The sequence below is a fragment of the Lysobacter sp. SCRH-1R genome, from assembly GCF_057747855.1.
Genome location: NZ_CM173227.1, coordinates 747,944 through 765,912, shown reverse-complemented (window position 1 = coordinate 765,912; position 17,969 = coordinate 747,944). Strand labels below are relative to the sequence as shown.

The following is a 17,969-nucleotide window of genomic DNA, read 5'->3' as shown; positions in this document are numbered from 1 at the left end:
AGCTTTGTAATTGTTAACGCCGGGAGGTGAACGCCGCCTCAAGCTGAACCCCGCCGCGCCGCGAACCGTCGCGGCCGGGCCCGCTTGGCGCCGGGCCACCGTCGGCGGCCTCAGCGATCCTGGGCCGTGAAGTTCAGCGTCAGGTTGCGGGCGAACACGGATTCGAAGCCGGCGTACGGCAAGGGCTGGGCCTTCAGGACCGCCGCCTCGATCGAACGCCGGCCCTGCTCGTCGTAAGCGCAGGGCGAGGACACTTCGGCGCTCATCACCTGTCCGCCCGGCAACTGGCGGATCAGCAGCGTGCAGCGCGCGCCGACCGGCACCGTCTCCGGGCGCGTCCACTTGGCGAGGATGGCTTCCTGCAACGCCGCGGCATAGCGGGCCTTGAGGCCGGTGTCCGTGCCGTTGTTGCCCGGCGGCGGGCTGGCGGCATCGCTGCCGCTGCTCGGCTCGGTCTCGGACGACTGGCGCGCGCGCACGTCGGCGATCTGGCGCAGGCGCTGCTCGGCGAGATTGGCCTCACGCGCGGCCTGCTCGCGCTTCTTGCGGATCTCGGCGAGCTTGCGTTCCCGCTCCTGCGCCTGTTGTTCGGCCAGGCGGCGCTGCTGCTCGACTTCCTGCTGGCGCTTCTGTTCGGTCAGGTCGACCTGTTCCTGCTTGCGCTTGAGCTCCTGCGCCTTCTTCTCTTCGGCCGGAGTCGGGGTCGGCGTTTCGACGACCGCTTCCTGGTTCTCGGTGTCGGGCACCGGGATGAAGTCCTGCGCTTCCTGCTGCGGCGGCGCGACGGCGTCCTGCGGCGCGGGTTCGGGCAGCGGCTGCGGCAGCGGCGCGACGTCTTCGGGTTCGGGCGGCGGCGGGATCTCCTCCTCGACCGGCTTCGGGCGATCGCGCAGCGTGCGCTGCATCGCCGGCGACAGCGCGTTGGCGTCGATAAGCTCGGCCGCCACGGGCGATCCAGCCACCGACACCGGCGCCGTGGAACGGGTCCACAGCAGGCCGATGAACATCAGGCCGAACAGCAGCGCGTGCAGCAGCAGCGCCGCGATGACCGCCTGCGTGGTGTCTGCGCGCGATTCCCGCATCAGCGGCGTCCCTGGGCGGCCTTCTGCGCGGCCTGGTCCGGCTGGCTCATCAGGCCGACCTTCTTGACGTTGGCGCCCTGCAGCAGCACCAGCGCGTCCATGACCTTCTGGTAATTGGCCTTGGCGTCGCCGGCGACGAAGACGGCCACGTCGGGATTCTGCGACACGATGCCGCGCACCTTCGCCTCGAGCGTCTGCGCCGACACGGCCTCGTTGCTGCCGGCCTTCACCGTCAGGAAGTAGTTGCCGGCGGCGTCGACGCTGACGATCACCGGATCCTTCTTCTCCTGGATCGACTTGGCGTTGGACTGCGGCAGGTCGATGTCCACGCCCAGGTTCAACAGGGGGGCGGTGACCATGAAGATGATGAGCAGCACGAGCATCACGTCGATGTACGGCACGACGTTGATCTCGGCCTTGAGCTTGCGCTTGCGATGGCGGCGCGCGGTGATTCCGGCCATGGGCTACCTCGGTTGGCCCGGCGCGTCAGCGACCAGGGCAAGAAGATTGAAGCGTCCGCACGCCCAGGTGCGGGTTCCTGCGGGGGCCCGCATCACGCCTCGTCGACCTGCCGTTGCAGGATCGAGGAGAACTCCTCGGAGAACGCGTCGTAACGCACCGCGATGCGCTCGACCTTGGTCGCGAAGCGGTTGTAGGCCCACACCGCCGGGATGGCCGCGAACAGGCCCATCGCGGTGGCGACCAGCGCCTCGGAGATGCCCGGCGCGACCGTGGCGATCGTCGCTTCCTTCATGTTCGCCAGGCCCTGGAACGAAATCATGATGCCCCACACCGTGCCGAACAGGCCGACGTACGGGCTGATCGAACCGACATTGGCGAGGAATTCGAGGTTGTGTTCCAGCCCGTCGATCTCGCGCGAACCGGTGGCGCGCATCGCACGCTGGGCGCCTTCCAGCTGCATGCGGCTGTCGGCGCCGCGACGCTGGCGCAGGCGGCTGAACTCGCGGAAGCCGGCTTCGAAGATCGCCTCCAGGCCGGAGATGTCGCGATTGCGCTCGGTGGCGCCGGCATAGAGCTTGGACAGCTCGGCGCCGGACCAGAAGCGCTCCTCGAAGTGGTCGGCCTCGCGCGCCGCGCGATCGAGCACGCGCTTCTTGCGGAAGATGATCACCCACGAGGCGATCGAACCGAACAGCAGCAGCAGCATCACCAGCTGCACCGGGATGCTCGCGTGCAGCACCAGGGTCAGCAGGTTGAGGCTGTTGTCGCCGGCGGCGCCGGCGGTCACGGCCTGCGCGGCGTTGGCCGCGGCGTTGGCGGCGTCTTCCGGAAGGGCCTCGACCGTCGTGGCCTGCAGCGCGGTCAGCAGTGGCGTCATGCTTGGTTCTCCGTGCCCGTCGAGCGGGACTGTCTGAACGTGTGTCTTTAACGTACGTATGTCGTTGCGGGGTCGATCCGGGACGCTCTCAGCGCGGCCGTTCGAGCGCCTTGAGCTCGTCCAGCAGCGGCGAGGGAATCCCGCGCGGGCGGAAGCCGCCGGCATCGAGCGCCGCCACGCGCACCTGCGCGGTCAGCAGCACCTCATCGCCACGGCGGACGGTCTGCGCGAACACCGCGCTCGCGCGGCGGCATTCGGTCAGTTCGACTTCCACCGCCAGCGCGTCGTCCAGGCGCGCCGGCTTGAGGAAATCGATCTGCATCGCGCGCACCGCGAACACCAGATCGTGCTCGCGCCGCAGCAGTTCCTGGCCGTAGCCGTGGGCGCGCATCCATTCGGTCCGGGCGCGCTCCATGAAAGCCAGGTACTGCGCGTGATAGACCACCCCACCCGCGTCGGTATCTTCCCAATAGACGCGTGTCGGCCAACTGAACGTCACCCCAACCGTCGGATCGATCGCCACGCTCACGCCCCCTCGAACAGTCCGCCCGTACCGGGCTTGGGCTTGAGGCCGATGTGGCGGTACGCCTTCGGCGTGGCCATGCGACCGCGTGCGGTGCGCACCAGAAAGCCCTGCTGGATCAGGTACGGTTCGATCACGTCCTCGATCGTGCCGCGCTCCTCGCTCAGCGCCGCGGCGAGCGATTCCACGCCGACCGGGCCGCCGTCGAAGGCATCGACGATGGTGTGCAGCAGGCGGCGGTCGAGTTCGTCGAAGCCTTCCGGATCGACCTTGAGCATCGCCATCGCCGCGTCCGCGACCTCGCGGGTGATCGACCCGCCCGCGCGCACCTGCGCGTAATCGCGCACGCGACGCAGCAGGCGGTTGGCGATGCGCGGCGTGCCGCGCGAGCGCCTGGCGATTTCCGCCGCGCCTTCCGCCTCGCACGCGATGCCCAGGATCTGCGCCGAGCGCCGCACGATGCGGGTCAGCTCCTCGGCGTTGTAGAACTCCAGCCGCTGCACGATGCCGAAGCGGTCGCGCAGCGGCGCGGTCAGCAGGCCGGCGCGCGTGGTCGCGCCGATCAGGGTGAACGGCGGCAGATCGAGCTTGATCGAGCGCGCGGCCGGGCCCTCGCCGATCATGATGTCGATCTGGTAGTCCTCCATCGCCGGATAGAGCACTTCCTCGATCGCCGGCGAAAGGCGGTGGATCTCGTCCACGAACAGCACGTCGTGCGGCTGCAGGTTGGTCAGCAGCGCGGCCAGGTCGCCGGCCTTCTCGATCACCGGACCCGAGGTCTGGCGCAGGTTCACGCCCAGTTCGTTGGCGATGACGTGGCTCAGCGTGGTCTTGCCCAGGCCCGGCGGCCCGAAGATCAGCACGTGGTCGAGCGCCTCGCCGCGCGCCTTGGCCGCCTCGATGTAGATCTTCATCTGCTCGCGCACCGGCTGCTGGCCGAGGTACTCGTCCAGGCGCTTGGGGCGGATCGAGGCCTCGATGGCCTCGTCCTCGCGCGTGGCGCCGGCGGCGATGATGCGTTGATCGTTCATTGAAGGCCGGGATTCGGGACTCGGAATTGGAGATTCGACGCGAGGATCATCGGGCGATTGTAAGCAACCCGCCGCGGCAGTGCCGGTCGAATCCTTGCATCGCAACGAGCCGGCGATCCCGAATCCCGAATCCCGGATCTCCAATCCCGGTGCTCAGATCTCCACCTGCGCCCCCAGCTCCACCAGCCGGTTGCCCGGAATCCGGAAGAAGCCCGTCGCCGGCGCGGCGTTTCGGTGCATGAAGGCGAACAGGCGGTCGCGCCAGATCGGCATGCCGCGATGGCGGCTGGCGACGACCGTCTCGCGGCTGGCGAAGTAGGTCGTGTCCATCGGGTCGAAATAGGTGCCGCCGGCGTCGCACGAGCGCATCAGCGCAAGCGGCACGTCGGGCACTTCCATGAAGCCGAAGCGGATCAGCACGCGGTAGAAGTCCTCGCCCGCGATCGACTCGATCTTCAGCCGTTTCTCGCGCGGCGCGTACGGGATGTTGAGCGTCTCCACCGTCAGGAACACGTTGCGCTCGTGCAGCACCTTGTTGTGCTTGAGGTTATGCAGCAGCGCGTGCGGCACCACGCCCTTGTCGGCGGTCATGAAGATCGCCGTGCCCGGCACGCGCACCGGCGGCGCCAGCATCAGGCCGGGAATGAAGGTATCCAGGCCGATGCCTTCCTTGCGCACCTCGTCGTGCAGCAGCTCGCGGCCCCGGCGCCAGGTGCGCAGCAGGGTGAACACGACCACGCCCAGCAGCAGCGGGAACCACGCGCCGTCCAGGAACTTCGCGCCGTTGGCGACCACGAAGCCCACGTCGACGATGAAGAACACCAGGCACAGCGGCAGCACCCAGGTGCGCCAGCGCGGCCACAGCGCGCGCGCGACCAGCGCCAGCAGCAGCGTGTCGATCAGCATCGTCGCCGACACGGAGATGCCGTAGGCCGTCGCCAGCGCCGTGGAACTGCGGAAGGCCAGCACCACCACCAGCACCGCCACCATCAGCAGCCAGTTGATGCCGGGGACGTAGATCTGGCCGATGGTCTCGCGCGAGGTGTGCTTGATCTGCATGCGCGGCAGGAAACCCAGTTGCATCGCCTGTCTCGCCACGGAGAACGCGCCGGTGATCACCGCCTGCGACGCGATCACCGCCGCCATCGTCGCCAGCACGATCATCGGATACAGCGCCCATTGCGGCACCGCCTCGAAGAACGGGTTCTTCACCGCCTCCGGATGCGCCAGCACGAACGCACCCTGCCCCAGGTAGTTCAAGGTCAGGCACGGCAGCACGAGGAAATACCACCCATGGCGGATCGGGCGTGCGCCGAAGTGGCCCATGTCGGCGTACAGCGCCTCGCCGCCGGTCACGGCCAGCACCACCACGCCGAGGATCATCACCGACAGGCCGCCGTGCTCCATGAAGAAGCGCATGCCCCACATCGGGTTCAGCGCGGCCACCACGGCCGGCGCCTTGACGATGTTGTAGATGCCGATCGCCGCCAGCGACAAGAACCACAGCAGCATCACCGGACCGAACACGCGGCCGACCTTCTCGGTGCCGAAGCGCTGCGCCAGGAACACCAGCACCAGGATCACCACCGACAGCGGCACGATGAAGCGGTGCAGCCCGGGCGCGGCGACCTCCAGGCCTTCGACCGCGCCCAGCACAGTGATCGCCGGCGTGATCACACTGTCGCCGAAGAACAGCGACGCGCCGAAGATGCCGAGGATGCCGACCACGTACGCCGACCGCGAGCCCTTCGCCAGCGTGCGCTGGGCCAGCGCCATCAGCGCCATGATGCCGCCTTCGCCCTGGTTGTCGGCGCGCATGATGATGGTCACGTACTTCGCGGTGACCACGATCATCAGCGCCCAGAACACCAGCGAAAGCATGCCCAGCACCGTCGCTTCGTCCACGACCATGCCCAGTTGCTGCGCGAAGTGCGGCGAGAACGCTTCCTTCAGCGTGTACAGCGGGCTGGTGCCGATGTCGCCGAAGACGACGCCGACTGCGCCGACGATCAGGCTGGCAAGTCCCTGCTTGCCATGGCCATGGCTGCGCGGATCGGATGCGGAATGGGACATGATGGGGATCGGCAGGAAGATGGCACCGGAGCGCGTGGCCCCGGTGCGTGCGTCAACGAAGCGCGGACTTTAGCGCTTTGCGGATGATGGCGGCAGCGTCGTCGCCGGCTTCGGTCGCCTCGCGCGCCATGCGCGCGGCCTCGGCGGGCTTGTAGCCCAGTTGTTGCAGGGCGATGACCGCTTCGCTCTGCGGATCGGCCGCCGCGCCCGGCGTGCCCAGCGTCGCGCCGACGCCGGCGAGGTCGGCCGCGCGATCGCGCAGTTCCACGACCATGCGCTCGGCGGTCTTCTTGCCGATGCCCGGAATGCGCGTCAGCGCGGTGATGTCGCCGGCCTGCACCAGGCGGGCGAACTCGTCGACCGACACGCCCGACAGCACCGCCAGCGCGATCTTCGCGCCGATGCCGGACACCTTCTGCACGTCGCGGAACAGCCGGCGCTCGCCCTCGCGCAGGAAGCCGTACAGCGACACGCTGTCCTCCTTCTGCGCGTAGTGCGTGAACAGCGAGACTTCGCGGCCGAGGTCCGGCAGGTCGTAGAAGGTGCTCATCGGCGCCTCCAGCTCGTAGCCGACGCCGTTGACGTCGACCACCAGCCAGGGCGGCTGCTTCATGACGAGCATGCCTCTCAGGCGTCCAATCATGCTCCACGTCTCCGCAACAATGCCGTCGAAAGCCCCGTGCGCGCGGCCGTGGCGCTCATGTGGGCATGGGTAAGCGCGATCGCCAGCGCATCGGCGGCGTCGGCCTGCAGTTTCATGCCGGGAAGATTCAGCAGCAGCCGCACCATGTGCTGGACCTGCTCCTTGTCGGCGGCGCCGCGCCCGACCAGCGACTGCTTGATCACGCGCGGCGCGTACTCGTTGACCGGCAGGCGCCGGCGCACGACGGTCGCCAGCGCCGCGCCGCGCGCGTGGCCGAGCTTCAGCGCCGAGGTCGCCGACTTCGCCATGAACACCGTCTCGATGGCGACCTGCTGCGGCTGCCACTGGTCCAGCAGCGCTTCCAGTCCGTCGCACAGCAGACCCAGGCGCGAGGGGAAATCCTCGGCCTCCAGCAGCACCAGCGCCTGCGCGTGCACGAAGGTGCAGCGCCCGTCCGGGGCGACGTCGATGACGCCCACGCCGGTGCGCTGCGAGCCGGGATCGATGCCCAGGATGCGGATCACGGGGTGGTTGGCCTGCGCCGACGCAAGGTCAGGCGTAGGCGCCCTCGTCGAGATCGGCGTTGGAATAGACGTTCTGCACGTCGTCCATGTCTTCCAGCCAGCGCAGCAGCTTCACGACCTGCTGCGCGGTTTCGCCGGCCACGGCGATGTCGTTGTCGGCGCGCATCGTCACTTCGGCGATGTCGGCGGTCAGGCCGGCGGCCTCCATGGCCGACTTCACGCCGGCGAAGGCGTCCGGGGCGGTGATCACGTCGATGGCACCGTCGTCGTAGACGACGACGTCGTCGGCGCCGGCGTCGATGGCGATCTCGGTGATCTTCTCCTCGTTCGCGCCGGCGGCGAAGGACAGCACGCCGAGCTTCCGGAACATGAAGGACACCGAGCCGTCGGTGCCGAGGTTGCCGCCGAACTTGCCGAACGCGTGGCGCACGTCGGCCACGGTGCGGACCTTGTTGTCGGTCAGGCAGTCGACGATCACGGCGACCCCGCCCGGGGCGTAGCCCTCGTAGCGGATCTCCTCGTACTCGACGCCTTCCAGCTCGCCGGTGGCCTTCTTGATGGCGCGCTCGATCACGTCCTTGGACATGTTGACCGCCAGCCCCTTGTCGATGGCGGCCCGCAGGCGCGGGTTGCCCGACGGATCGCCGCCGCCGCTGCGCGCGGCCACGCCGATCTCGCGGATCACCTTGGTGAAGATCTTGCCGCGCTGCGCGTCCACCGCGTTCTTGCGCGCTTCGATGGAGGGACCTCTGCCCATGGAATCGTCCGGCTCAAAACGTGTCGAAGCGCGGAATTTTACCTGATCGGGCCCGACGTGCCGCGCGCCTCGAAGCGGCCCTCGCGGAAGAAGCCGACGGCGAGCCGGACGGCCTCGGGCGAGAACAGCAGGCCGGTGTGGCTGGTCGGGATCACGACGTGGTCGGCGAGCCCGGGCAGGCGGGTTTCGTCGACCGCGACGGTGCCGTCGTTCTCGCCGTCGAAACGGCCGAAATAGCGGCCCAGCCCCAGCGGAGTGCGGCCGGCGACCACGCCGACCTCGGTCCGGCCGCGCCATGGCTGGCAGCCGGTCCGCAGCAGCCGGGCGCTGCGGCCCAGGTATGGCGCGCTCCACGAGTGCCCGGCGAGCCGGTCCGCCGCCGCGCTGCCGCGCAGGGGCGAGCCCAGGCAGACCACGCGGGCGACCGGCAGGCCGGGGTCGCGCTCCAGCGCGGTCAGGGTCACCAGCCCCCCAAGGCTGTGGGCGAGCACGTGCGTCGGCCGCTGCCGCAGGCGTTGTGCCAGGCGCGGGACGGCGGCTTCGGGGCCGCCCGCGATCGTGGGGTAGCCGAAGACCTCGGGCGTGAAACCGCTGGCGCGGAGATGACGGGCGAGCCACTGCATCGACAGCCTCGGCATCCAGAGGCCGTGGATGAGGACGACGTGGCGGATGTGGCTGGGGTCGGTCATGGGGGCATGGTGCCCGATGGGGTGTTGCTTTGGCTTTCCTGTCGCTTGGGCGTCTCCGCGCGCTCGAGGCTCTCCCGCGTTTGAGCCCCTCTCCCTCCGGGAGAGGGGCTGGGGTGAGGGTCGGGACAAGCGATGCAACGATGCAGCTGCCGCCCTTGTAGCCCGGGTAAGCGACGCGCACCCGGGGCAACGTCTCCGATGGTGCTGCTCCCGGTGCGTCCTAGGCCTTAACTGGCCAGAAAGGTTAGGTAGCCAGAAAGGCTGAGGTGCTCCACTTCACCCTCCCCAACCCTCCCCTGCATTCGCAGAGGAGGGAGCTTCAAGCCCTTTTCCCTACGGAAGGCATTCGAGTGGGGAGCGGACAAACGGTGCAACGACGCTGCCGATGCCCGCTTCCGAGCAGCTACCCCAAACGCCGCAGAATGAACTCATGGTCGCGCGTGTTTCCGACCACGAAGTCGTAAGCCCCCACCCGCTCGAACCCATGCCGCGCATAGAACCGCTGCGCGCCGAAGTTCTCGCTCCACACGCCGATCCACAGCGTCCGCGGCCCGTCGCGCAGCAGCCACGCCAGCGCCGCGTCGAACAGGCGCGAACCGCGGCCACCGCCCTGGTGCGCGGCCAGCACGTACAGGCGCTTGAGTTCGCCATCGCCGGGCGCGACATCCGCGTGCGGCAGCGTGCAGGCGCCGGCCGTGGCATAACCGATCGCGACGCCATCGTCCTCCAGCAGCCACGTCGCGTACGCCGGATCGGAAAGCAACGAGGCCCATGCCGGAACGGCGTAGGCCTCGTCGACGAAGTGCGACAGATCCTCCGGCGGATACAGATGGCCGAAGGTTTCGGTGAAGCACGCCGACGACAGCGCCGACAGCGCCTGTGCGTCGGCAACGGTCGCGCGACGAAGCGCCATCGTTACTCGTCGTCCTCTTCCTCGTCCTCTTCCTCGTCCTCGTCGGACTCCTCGTCCCCCTCGTCCTCGGCGTCTTCGTCCTCTTCCTCGTACTCGTCGCCGAAATCCTCACCGTCCCAGCGGAACTGGTCGTCCGGGACGAATGCCAGCGACACGACGCCCGCACCGGCGCGCGTGCGCACCAGCCAGCCGCCGAACACCTGCGCGCGCTCGGTCACCAGGCCCGCGCCCGCGGCCGAACCGGCTTCGCCGAGGGCTTCCCACTCGAGGTCAAACGGAACTTCGCTCATGGTTACTTCCCTTCCTTCTTTTCACGAATCTGGATGTGCACTTCCGCCAGCTGCGCGTCCGGCACCGGCGACGGCGCACCGGTCATCAGGCACTGCGCGGTGGTGGTCTTGGGGAACGCGATCACGTCGCGGATCGACTCGGTGCCGGCCATCAGCGCGGCGATGCGGTCGATGCCGAACGCGATGCCGCCGTGCGGCGGCGCGCCGAATTTCAGCGCGTCAAGCAGGAAGCCGAACTTGCCCTCGGCCTCTTCCGCGCCGATGCCCAGCAGTTCGAACACCGCGCTCTGCATCTGCGGGCGATGGATGCGGATCGAACCGCCGCCGATCTCGTTGCCGTTGAGCACCATGTCGTAGCCGCGCGATACGGCGGTCTTCGCGTTCGCGCGCAGGTCGTCGATCGAATCGACCGCCGGCGCGGTGAACGGGTGATGCAGCGCGACGTAGCGGTTCTCTTCGTCGTCCCACTCGAACATCGGGAAGTCGGTGACCCACAGCGGCGCCCAGCCTCCGGCGACGAGGCCGAGATCCTTGCCGAGCTTCAGGCGCAGCGCGCCCATGAAATCCGACGCCGACTTGTACGTGGCCGCGCCGAAGAAGATCGCGTCGCCGGTGGTCGCGCCGGTGGCCTGCACGATGGCCGAAAGCGTCGCGTCGTCGAGGAACTTCGCGATCGGCGAATTGATGCCCTCGCGACCCTTGGATGCGTCTTCCACCTTCATCCACGCCAGGCCCTTCGCGCCGAACTTGCCGGCGTAGGCGGCGTAGTCGTCGATCTGCTTGCGGCTCAGCGTGGCGGCGCCCGGCACGCGCAGCGCGACGACGCGGCCATCCTCATGGTTCGCCCAGTCGGTGAAGACCTTGAACTCGCACGACTTCACCAGCTCGGCGACGTCGGTGAATTCCAGCGCGATGCGCAGGTCCGGCTTGTCCGAACCGTAGCGGCGCATCGCCTCGGCGTAGGTCATGCGCGGGAACTGCGCCGCGAGTTCGACGTTCATCACCTCGCGGAACACGACGCGGATCATCTCCTCCACCATGTCCTGCACGTCGCGCTCGGACACCCACGCGAATTCCATGTCGAGCTGGGTGAATTCGAGCTGGCGGTCGGCACGCAGCGCTTCGTCGCGGAAGCAGCGGGCGATCTGATAGTAGCGGTCGAAACCGGCCATCATCAGGATCTGCTTGAACAGCTGTGGCGACTGCGGCAGCGCGTAGAACTCGCCCGGATGCATGCGCGCAGGCACCAGGAAGTCGCGCGCGCCTTCCGGCGTGGCCTTGGTCAGGATCGGCGTTTCGATGTCCTGGAAACCGCGCTCGTCGAGGTAACGGCGCAGCGCCTGCACGAGCCTGATGCGCGTGCGCATCATCTTCTGCATCTCGGGGCGGCGCAGGTCGAGGTAGCGGTACTTCAGGCGGATGTCCTCGCCCGCGTTCTCGTGCGCGTGGAACGGCAGCGGCTCGGCCTTGTTCAGCACTTCGATCTGCGTCGCGACGACTTCGACCTGGCCGGTGCGGATCTTCGCGTTCACCGATTCGCGCCTGCGCACGACGCCGGTCACGCGCAGGCAGTCCTCGTAACCGACGTTGGCCGCCGTGGCGATGACCGCCGCATTGGCCTCGCCCGCACCCGGCGCCTTATCCGTGGTCGGCTCGGCCACGATCTGCACGATGCCCTCGTGGTCGCGCAGGTCGATGAAGCAAAGGCCGCCGAGGTTGCGGGCGACGTCGGCCCAGCCGCACAGGGTGACGGTCTGGCCGATCAGGGCCTCATCGATGAGGCCGCAGAAGTGGGTACGCATGGGGGCTCCAGGTTTCGCGATCCGGCCGCGTGGCCGGAGAACTGCGCATTTTAGCGGCAGCGGCGGGCACCGGAGCGAGGCCGACGCGGGCGCGATCGCCTGCGCGAGCCGGGGAACCTCAGGTCGAGGGCTTGGGGGTCGCCGTGTCGGCCTTTTTCTCGGCCGGCTTGCTCTCGGCGGGCTTGGCGTCGGACTTCGGCGTGGAACCGGCGTCGCCGGCCAGGTTGCGCTTCTTGTCCCCGTCCTTCTTGAAGTCGGTTTCGTACCAGCCGCCGCCGGCAAGGCGGAACTGCGGGGCGGTCAGCTGCCGGCGCACCTGCGGCTCGCCGCAGGACGGGCATTCGACGGGGTCGGCGTCGGACATCTTCTGCAGGCGGTCGAAGGAGTGGCCGCAGGCGGCGCATTCGAAGGCGTAGATCGGCATGGCACGACGGACGTTGCGAAGTCAGGCGGGCATTCTGGCGGCGAATGCGGGGTTTTCAAGGGTTTGGGGCCATATGCGCCGGGTTGGACTCTCTGCGAAGGCTGGGGAGGGTCGGGGACGGGTGAAGTGGCGTGCGCTCGCGCTTGATCCGAGCGTGTCCGCCCCCCGGGTGCGCTTCGCTTGCCCGCGCTACAAGGGCGGTTCGCGAAAATTTGGCGGCGCTGCGTCCGGCACGAGGCCCTAGACTGCCCTGCCGCCTTCCAGGAACACGGAATGTCTCCGCTTCGCATCTACCGGATCGACGCCTTCACCACCACCCGCGGCGAAGGCAACCCCGCCGGCGTGGTCACCGACGCGCGCGGCTTGAGCGACGCGCGGATGCAGGCGATCGCCGCGGAACTCGGACATTCGGAAACCGCGTTCGTCCTGCCGCCGCGCAGCGGGAATCACGACGTGCACGTGCGGTTCTTCTCGCCGACGGTCGAAGTGCCGGTGTGCGGGCACGCCACCGTCGGCACGCACTTCGCGCTGGCGCTGGAAGGCGGCGCCCGTGGCATGCGGCGCCAGCTCACGGGCGCTGGCGTGCAGCACGTCGACACGCGCGGGGATGCGGACGGGGTCATCGTGCGCATCCAGCAGAACGCACCGCAGTTCGACGCACCGCTCGGGGACGAGGTGGTGCGCGAGCTCGCCGACGCGCTCGGGCTGACGATCGACGAACTCGATCCGCGCGGGCCGGTGCAGTTCGTCAGCACGGGGCACGGGAAGCTGATGGTGCCGATCCGCAGCCGCGAGCGCCTGCGCGCGTTGCGCCCGGACATGGCGCGGCTGGCCGCGCTCGACGAGCGCAGCGGCAGCCACGGCTACTTCGTCTTCACGCTCGATACCGAAGAAGGCGCCGACGCGCTGACGCATGGCCGCATGTTCGCCCCGGGGATCGGCATCGAGGAAGACCCGGTGACCGGCAACGCGAACGGGCCGATGGGCGCGTGGCTGGTGAAGCATGGTCTGCTCGCGGCTCGCGATGGCGAAGCGCGCTTCCGCGCACGGCAGCGCAATGGCGCGGGGCGCGGCGGGTTCATGGATGTCGCGGTGACGGTGGAACGCGGCGAGCCGGTCGCGGTGGCGATCGAGGGACGCGCCGTGTTGGGAGAGGAGACGATCCGATCGGTCCACCGGGATTCTCTCGCCTGAGGACAACGGAAGCCGTGGTAGCCCGGGTAAGCGCAGCGCACGTGGGGACGCGGCCAGCCCCGGGTGCGCTGCGCTTACCCGGGCTACAAAAGCCGTGGTCCCGGTGAGATCAACCAGCCGATCAGGCGTCGTACAACCCCAGCAGCGCCTCTTCCGCCGCGGCCAGCTCCGCCGCCACCCGATCGCGCTGCTTCGCCAGGGCGGCAGCGTCGGTGCCACCGCCCGCATAGCGATCCGGATCGGCGAGATCCAGGTCCAGCGTGTGCAGCTTCGATTCCAGTTCCGCCACGCGCGCCTCGGCCTGCGCGAGCTTGTGCGCATTGACCTTCGGCCCCTTCGACGCCGTCTTCGGCGCGGGCGCGGCGGCGACCGGCGCCTTCGGCTTTTCCGCGGCGGATTCGCGCGTGCGCAGCCAGACCGCGTACGCGTCCAGGTCGCCGTCGAACGGTTGCGCGACGCCATCGGCCACGCGCCAGAACGTCTCGCACACCAGGCCGATGAGATGGCGGTCGTGCGAGACCAGCACGATCGCGCCGTCGAAATCCGACAGCGCTTCGGCCAGCGCCTCGCGCATGTCGAGATCGAGGTGGTTGGTCGGTTCGTCGAGCAGCAGCACGTTCGGCTTGCGCCACGCGATCAGCGCCAGCGCCAGTCGCGCGCGCTCGCCGCCGGAGAAGCCATCGACCGATTCGAACGCGCGATCGCCCGGGAAATTCCACTTGCCCAGGAAGTCGCGCAGCTGCTGCGTCGGCACGCCCGGCGCGATGTCGCCCAGATGGTCGATCGGACTGGAGCCTTCGCGCAGCGACTCCACCGTGTGCTGCGCGAAGTAACCGATGCGCAGGTCCGGATGCCCCCCGCGCTCGCCCGACAGCAGCGGAATCTCGCCGACCAGCGATTTCACCAGCGTCGACTTGCCCGCGCCGTTCGGGCCGAGCAGCGCGACGCGGTCGCCGGCTTCCAGCACGAAACGGATGTTGTCCAGCACGACGTGTTCGCCGTATCCGCAATCGGCGTCGGAAATGCGCAGCAGCGCGTGCGGCAGCTTCGCCGGCGCGGGGAAGTCGATGTGCAGCGAACGCTCGGCGCGCACCGCTTCGGTGCCGGCGAGCTTGGCCAGGCGCTTCATGCGGCTCTGTGCCTGCTTGGCCTTGCTCGCCTTCGCCTTGAAGCGGTCGATGAAGCTCTGCAGGTGCGCGCGCTCGGCCTGTTCCTTCTCGAACGCGATCTGCTGCTGGCGCAGCTGCTCGGCGCGCTGGCGCTCGAAGGCGGTGTAGTCGCCGGTGTAGAGTTTCGCCTTGCCGTCGTGCAGGTGCAGCGTGTGCGTGGACACGCCGTCGAGGAACTCGCGATCGTGCGAGATCAGCAGCAGCGTGCCCGGATACTTCAGCAGCCACTGCTCCAGCCACAGCACCGCGTCGAGGTCGAGGTGGTTGGTCGGTTCGTCGAGCAGCAGCAGGTCCGACGGCGTCATCAACGCACGCGCCAGGTTCAGGCGCACGCGCCAGCCGCCGGAGAATTCCTTCACCGCGCGCTCGTGCGTGTCTGGCGTGAAGCCCAGGCCGTGCAGCAGCTTGCCGGCGCGCGCGGTGGCGTCGTAGCCGCCGAGCTCTTCCAGCTTGTGGTGGGCCTCGGCCACGGCCTCCCAGTCCTCGCGCGCCATCGCCTCGCGTTCCATGACGATGGCCGCGTGAACCGCGGCGTCGCCGGACAGCACGAAGTCCAGCGCCGGATCGTCCAGCGCCGGCGTTTCCTGCGCGACGCTGGCGATGCGCACGCGCGCGGGGATGTCGATGTCGCCCTGGTCGGCTTCGACCTCGCCCTGCAGCGCGGCGAACAGCGACGACTTGCCGGTGCCGTTGCGGCCGATCACGCCCACGCGCCAGCCGGCGTGCAGGGCCAGATCGACGTTCGAAAGCAGCAGGCGCTCGCCCCGGCGCAGGGCGAAATTGCGGAAGGAAATCACGGCGTGGGTCGCGGAAGCGGGATCGGGTGCGATCCGGGCCGCGTAGTCTAAAGGCTCGGCCGGGCGCCCGGACGCGCGGCGGCCGATGACCCTCGTTTGACGCCGCTTGACGCAATCTGCTGGCTCGGCGACGGCGTGCGGGGTCGCGGGTTGCGTCGACCGGGTCCGCCCCACATCCTGAACGCGATCCCTTTCCGGAGAGCCGATGCACCACACGTCCCTCATCGCGATCCTCGTGGCCGGCTTCGTCCTGGCCTTCGTCTTCGGCGCGCTCGCCCAGAAAATGCGCCTGTCGCCCCTGGTCGGCTACCTGCTGGCCGGTGTCGTCGCCGGCCCGTTCACGCCCGGCTTCGTCGGCGACCAGACGCTCGCCCCGCAATTGGCCGAAATCGGCGTGATCCTGCTGATGTTCGGCGTGGGCCTGCATTTCTCGCTGCGCGACCTGCTGGACGTGAAGGCCATCGCCCTGCCCGGCGCGATCGCGCAGATCGCGCTCGCCACCGCGCTCGGCTGGGGCATGGCGCTGCTGCTGGGCTGGTCGCATGGCGCAGGCCTGGTGTTCGGTCTCTCGCTCTCGGTCGCCAGCACCGTGGTGCTGCTGCGCGCGCTCGAGGAACGCCGCCTGGTCGAAACCGGCCGCGGCCGGATCGCAGTCGGCTGGCTGATCGTCGAGGACCTGGCGATGGTGCTCGCGCTGGTGCTGCTGCCCGCGCTGGCGGGGCTGCTCAAGGGCGGCGACGTGAGCGCGGCCGACGTGTGGGAAGCGCTGTTCAAGACGCTGGTGAAGGTCGGCGGCTTCGTCGCGGTGATGTTGATCGTCGGCCGTCGCGTGATCCCGTGGGTGCTCGAACGCGTCGCCGGCACCGGCTCGCGCGAACTGTTCACGCTATGCGTGCTCGCCATCGCGCTGGGCGTGGCGTTCGGCTCGGCGGGCATGTTCGGCGTGTCCTTCGCACTGGGCGCGTTCTTCGCCGGCATGGTGCTCAACGAATCCGAATTCAGCCACCAGGCCGCGAACGAAACGCTGCCGCTGCGCGACGCGTTCGCGGTGCTGTTCTTCGTGTCGGTGGGCATGCTGTTCGACCCGATGATCCTGCTGGATCGCCCGCTGCAGGTGCTGGCGACGTTCCTGATCATCGTGGTGGGCAAGTCGATCGCCGCGTACGTGATCGTCCGCGCATTCGGCAAGCCCAACAACACGGCGCTGCTGATTTCCACCAGCCTGGCGCAGATCGGCGAGTTCTCCTTCATCCTCGCCGGCCTCGGCCTGCAGCTGGATGTGCTGCCGAAGGAGGGCCAGGACCTGATCCTCGCCGGCGCGCTGCTGTCGATCATCGTCAATCCGCTGCTGTTCGCCTGGCTCGACCGCCGCGAGGCGCGCGAGCAGGCGCAGCGCGCGGCCGAGGTCGAGGAGCACGTTTACCCGCCGATTCCCGCCGACCTGCGCGACCACGTGATCCTGATCGGCTACGGTCGCGTCGGCAGCGAACTGGGCCGCCTGCTCGCCGACCGCGGCGTGGGGCTGGTGGTGATCGACGGCGAGGAAGACCTGGTCGATCGCGCCCGGGCCGCGGGCATTCCGGCGATCCGCGGCAACGCCGCCAACGAGCGCGTGCTGCGCGAAGCCGCGCCGGAACGCGCGCATACGGTGATGCTCGCCATTCCCAATGCGCTGGAGGCCGGCGAGATCATCGCGCGCCTGCGCGAAGCGAATGCCTCGCTCACCATCGTGGCGCGCGCGCACAGCGACGCCGAGGTGAAGCATCTGCTGCAGCACGGCGCCGACGGCGCGGTGATGGCCGAGCGCGAGCTGGCGCACAGCCTCGCCGAGATGGTGATGGCCACGCCGCCGTATCGCGGTTCGCGGCACCTGCCACCGGCCACGGCCTGAGGACGCACGCATGAGCGAAGACACCGCACCGCTGCTGTCGCCCATCGACGCGCGCATCCTCGCGTCGCTGTTCGAAAAGGAAGCGACGACCCCGGACGCCTATCCGCTGACGCTCAACGCGATCGTGCTGGCGTGCAACCAGAAGACCGCGCGCGAACCGGTGATGGAGCTGGAACCCGGCGAAGTCGGCAACGCGCTGCGCCGCCTGGAAACGCGCGGCTGGGTGAAGTCGCAGCACACCGCGCGCGCGGAGCGTTACGCGCATCGCCTCGAAGCGGTGCTCAGCCTGACGCGACCGCAGACGGCGCTGCTCGCGCTGCTCATGCTTCGCGGCCCGCAGACCGCGTACGAGCTGATGTCGCGCAGCGAGCGTCTTGCGCGTTTCGAGAGCGTGGAGGATGTGCAGTACGCACTCGAACGCCTGTCGCAGCGTTCGCCCGCGCTGGTGGTCGCCTTGCCGCGCCAGTCCGGACAGCGCGGAGAGCGCTTCGCGCACCTGCTGTGCGGCGAGCCGGACGTGAGTGTTGGATCGCCTGCCGAAGCGGAAACCGGTACGGCGTCCTCGCCCTTGTCGGAGCGCGTCGCCGAACTGGAGCAGCGCGTGGCGGAGCTTGAGGCGCGGCTGATCGCGCTTGAAGCGGGGCGTGACGAGGGTTGAGGTACGTTCTGCGGATGCGGTTGCTGCTGTTGCCGTTGTAGCCCCGGTAAGCGAAGCGCACCCGGGAACGCAGCGCTTCTCCGACCCCGGGTGCGCTTCGCTTACCCGGGCTACAAAAGAACCACGTCATCCCGGCGACGGCCGGGATCCAGGCGCGTAGCGCCTGGGCA

The 17,969-nt window shown here is 69.0% G+C and carries 18 protein-coding genes; 3 read left to right on the top strand and 15 right to left on the bottom strand.

Going from position 1 to position 17,969, the window contains the following annotated elements; genetic code table 11:
- Nucleotides 1–110 precede the first annotated feature (110 nt).
- From AC3ANK_RS03465 to AC3ANK_RS03400, 14 genes are all read right to left on the bottom strand, one after another.
- Nucleotides 111–1,082, bottom strand: a complete 972-nt coding sequence (locus AC3ANK_RS03465) for a cell envelope integrity TolA family protein (RefSeq protein ID WP_206859956.1) — start codon at nucleotides 1,080–1,082, stop codon at nucleotides 111–113.
- The gene (gene tolR / locus AC3ANK_RS03460) at nucleotides 1,082–1,543 is read right to left on the bottom strand and encodes a protein TolR (RefSeq protein WP_206859957.1); all 462 of its coding nucleotides are present in this window, start codon (nucleotides 1,541–1,543) and stop codon (nucleotides 1,082–1,084) included. The genes AC3ANK_RS03465 and tolR overlap by 1 nt, the downstream gene beginning before the upstream one ends.
- Before the next feature lie 92 nt (nucleotides 1,544–1,635).
- The gene (gene tolQ / locus AC3ANK_RS03455; protein WP_206859958.1) at nucleotides 1,636–2,421 is read right to left on the bottom strand and encodes a protein TolQ; all 786 of its coding nucleotides are present in this window, start codon (nucleotides 2,419–2,421) and stop codon (nucleotides 1,636–1,638) included.
- 88 nt (nucleotides 2,422–2,509) lie between these two features.
- Nucleotides 2,510–2,950, bottom strand: coding sequence for a tol-pal system-associated acyl-CoA thioesterase (gene ybgC / locus AC3ANK_RS03450; RefSeq protein WP_320415139.1), 441 nt, complete (start codon nucleotides 2,948–2,950; stop codon nucleotides 2,510–2,512).
- Nucleotides 2,947–3,975, bottom strand: a complete 1,029-nt coding sequence (ruvB, locus tag AC3ANK_RS03445) for a Holliday junction branch migration DNA helicase RuvB (RefSeq protein WP_206859959.1) — start codon at nucleotides 3,973–3,975, stop codon at nucleotides 2,947–2,949. Before ruvB ends, ybgC begins: the two co-directional genes overlap by 4 nt.
- Before the next feature lie 153 nt (nucleotides 3,976–4,128).
- Nucleotides 4,129–6,048, bottom strand: coding sequence for a potassium transporter Kup (locus AC3ANK_RS03440; protein ID WP_484172131.1), 1,920 nt, complete (start codon nucleotides 6,046–6,048; stop codon nucleotides 4,129–4,131).
- Nucleotides 6,049–6,100: 52 nt separating this feature from the next.
- Nucleotides 6,101–6,691: a Holliday junction branch migration protein RuvA gene (ruvA, locus tag AC3ANK_RS03435; RefSeq protein WP_206859961.1), complete on the bottom strand. Its 591-nt coding sequence runs from the start codon at nucleotides 6,689–6,691 to the stop codon at nucleotides 6,101–6,103.
- Nucleotides 6,688–7,215 carry a crossover junction endodeoxyribonuclease RuvC gene (ruvC, locus tag AC3ANK_RS03430; protein WP_206859962.1) on the bottom strand — a complete coding sequence of 176 codons (528 nt, stop codon included), beginning with the start codon at nucleotides 7,213–7,215 and terminating at the stop codon, nucleotides 6,688–6,690. The genes ruvA and ruvC overlap by 4 nt, the downstream gene beginning before the upstream one ends.
- Nucleotides 7,216–7,243: 28 nt before the next feature.
- Nucleotides 7,244–7,972 carry a YebC/PmpR family DNA-binding transcriptional regulator gene (locus AC3ANK_RS03425; RefSeq protein ID WP_206859963.1) on the bottom strand — a complete coding sequence of 243 codons (729 nt, stop codon included), beginning with the start codon at nucleotides 7,970–7,972 and terminating at the stop codon, nucleotides 7,244–7,246.
- A gap of 38 nt (nucleotides 7,973–8,010) precedes the next feature.
- Nucleotides 8,011–8,661 carry an alpha/beta fold hydrolase gene (locus tag AC3ANK_RS03420; protein ID WP_484172130.1) on the bottom strand — a complete coding sequence of 217 codons (651 nt, stop codon included), beginning with the start codon at nucleotides 8,659–8,661 and terminating at the stop codon, nucleotides 8,011–8,013.
- Nucleotides 8,662–9,064: 403 nt separating this feature from the next.
- Nucleotides 9,065–9,574 (bottom strand): N-acetyltransferase family protein, encoded by a 510-nt coding sequence (locus AC3ANK_RS03415; protein WP_484172129.1) that lies wholly within the window; start codon nucleotides 9,572–9,574, stop codon nucleotides 9,065–9,067.
- 2 nt (nucleotides 9,575–9,576) lie between these two features.
- The gene (locus tag AC3ANK_RS03410; RefSeq protein WP_206859966.1) at nucleotides 9,577–9,864 is read right to left on the bottom strand and encodes a DNA primase; all 288 of its coding nucleotides are present in this window, start codon (nucleotides 9,862–9,864) and stop codon (nucleotides 9,577–9,579) included.
- 2 nt (nucleotides 9,865–9,866) lie between these two features.
- Nucleotides 9,867–11,666 carry an aspartate--tRNA ligase gene (gene aspS, locus AC3ANK_RS03405; protein ID WP_484172128.1) on the bottom strand — a complete coding sequence of 600 codons (1,800 nt, stop codon included), beginning with the start codon at nucleotides 11,664–11,666 and terminating at the stop codon, nucleotides 9,867–9,869.
- Nucleotides 11,667–11,784: 118 nt separating this feature from the next.
- Nucleotides 11,785–12,090: an FmdB family zinc ribbon protein gene (locus AC3ANK_RS03400; RefSeq protein WP_484172127.1), complete on the bottom strand. Its 306-nt coding sequence runs from the start codon at nucleotides 12,088–12,090 to the stop codon at nucleotides 11,785–11,787.
- 273 nt (nucleotides 12,091–12,363) lie between these two features.
- Here AC3ANK_RS03400 and AC3ANK_RS03395 point away from each other — a divergent pair, with 273 nt between their 5' ends.
- Nucleotides 12,364–13,284 (top strand): PhzF family phenazine biosynthesis isomerase, encoded by a 921-nt coding sequence (locus AC3ANK_RS03395; RefSeq protein WP_484172126.1) that lies wholly within the window; start codon nucleotides 12,364–12,366, stop codon nucleotides 13,282–13,284.
- A 121-nt stretch (nucleotides 13,285–13,405) separates the two neighbouring features.
- Here the strand turns inward: AC3ANK_RS03395 and AC3ANK_RS03390 are convergent, their stop codons facing one another.
- Nucleotides 13,406–15,250 carry an ATP-binding cassette domain-containing protein gene (locus AC3ANK_RS03390; protein WP_206859970.1) on the bottom strand — a complete coding sequence of 615 codons (1,845 nt, stop codon included), beginning with the start codon at nucleotides 15,248–15,250 and terminating at the stop codon, nucleotides 13,406–13,408.
- A 205-nt stretch (nucleotides 15,251–15,455) separates the two neighbouring features.
- Between AC3ANK_RS03390 and ybaL the strand changes: the two genes are divergently transcribed.
- Together ybaL and AC3ANK_RS03380 are read left to right on the top strand one after the other, a co-directional pair.
- The gene (ybaL, locus tag AC3ANK_RS03385; RefSeq protein ID WP_484172125.1) at nucleotides 15,456–17,141 is read left to right on the top strand and encodes a YbaL family putative K(+) efflux transporter; all 1,686 of its coding nucleotides are present in this window, start codon (nucleotides 15,456–15,458) and stop codon (nucleotides 17,139–17,141) included.
- Between the two features lie 10 nt (nucleotides 17,142–17,151).
- The gene (locus AC3ANK_RS03380; protein ID WP_484172124.1) at nucleotides 17,152–17,799 is read left to right on the top strand and encodes a YceH family protein; all 648 of its coding nucleotides are present in this window, start codon (nucleotides 17,152–17,154) and stop codon (nucleotides 17,797–17,799) included.
- Nucleotides 17,800–17,969 lie beyond the last annotated feature (170 nt).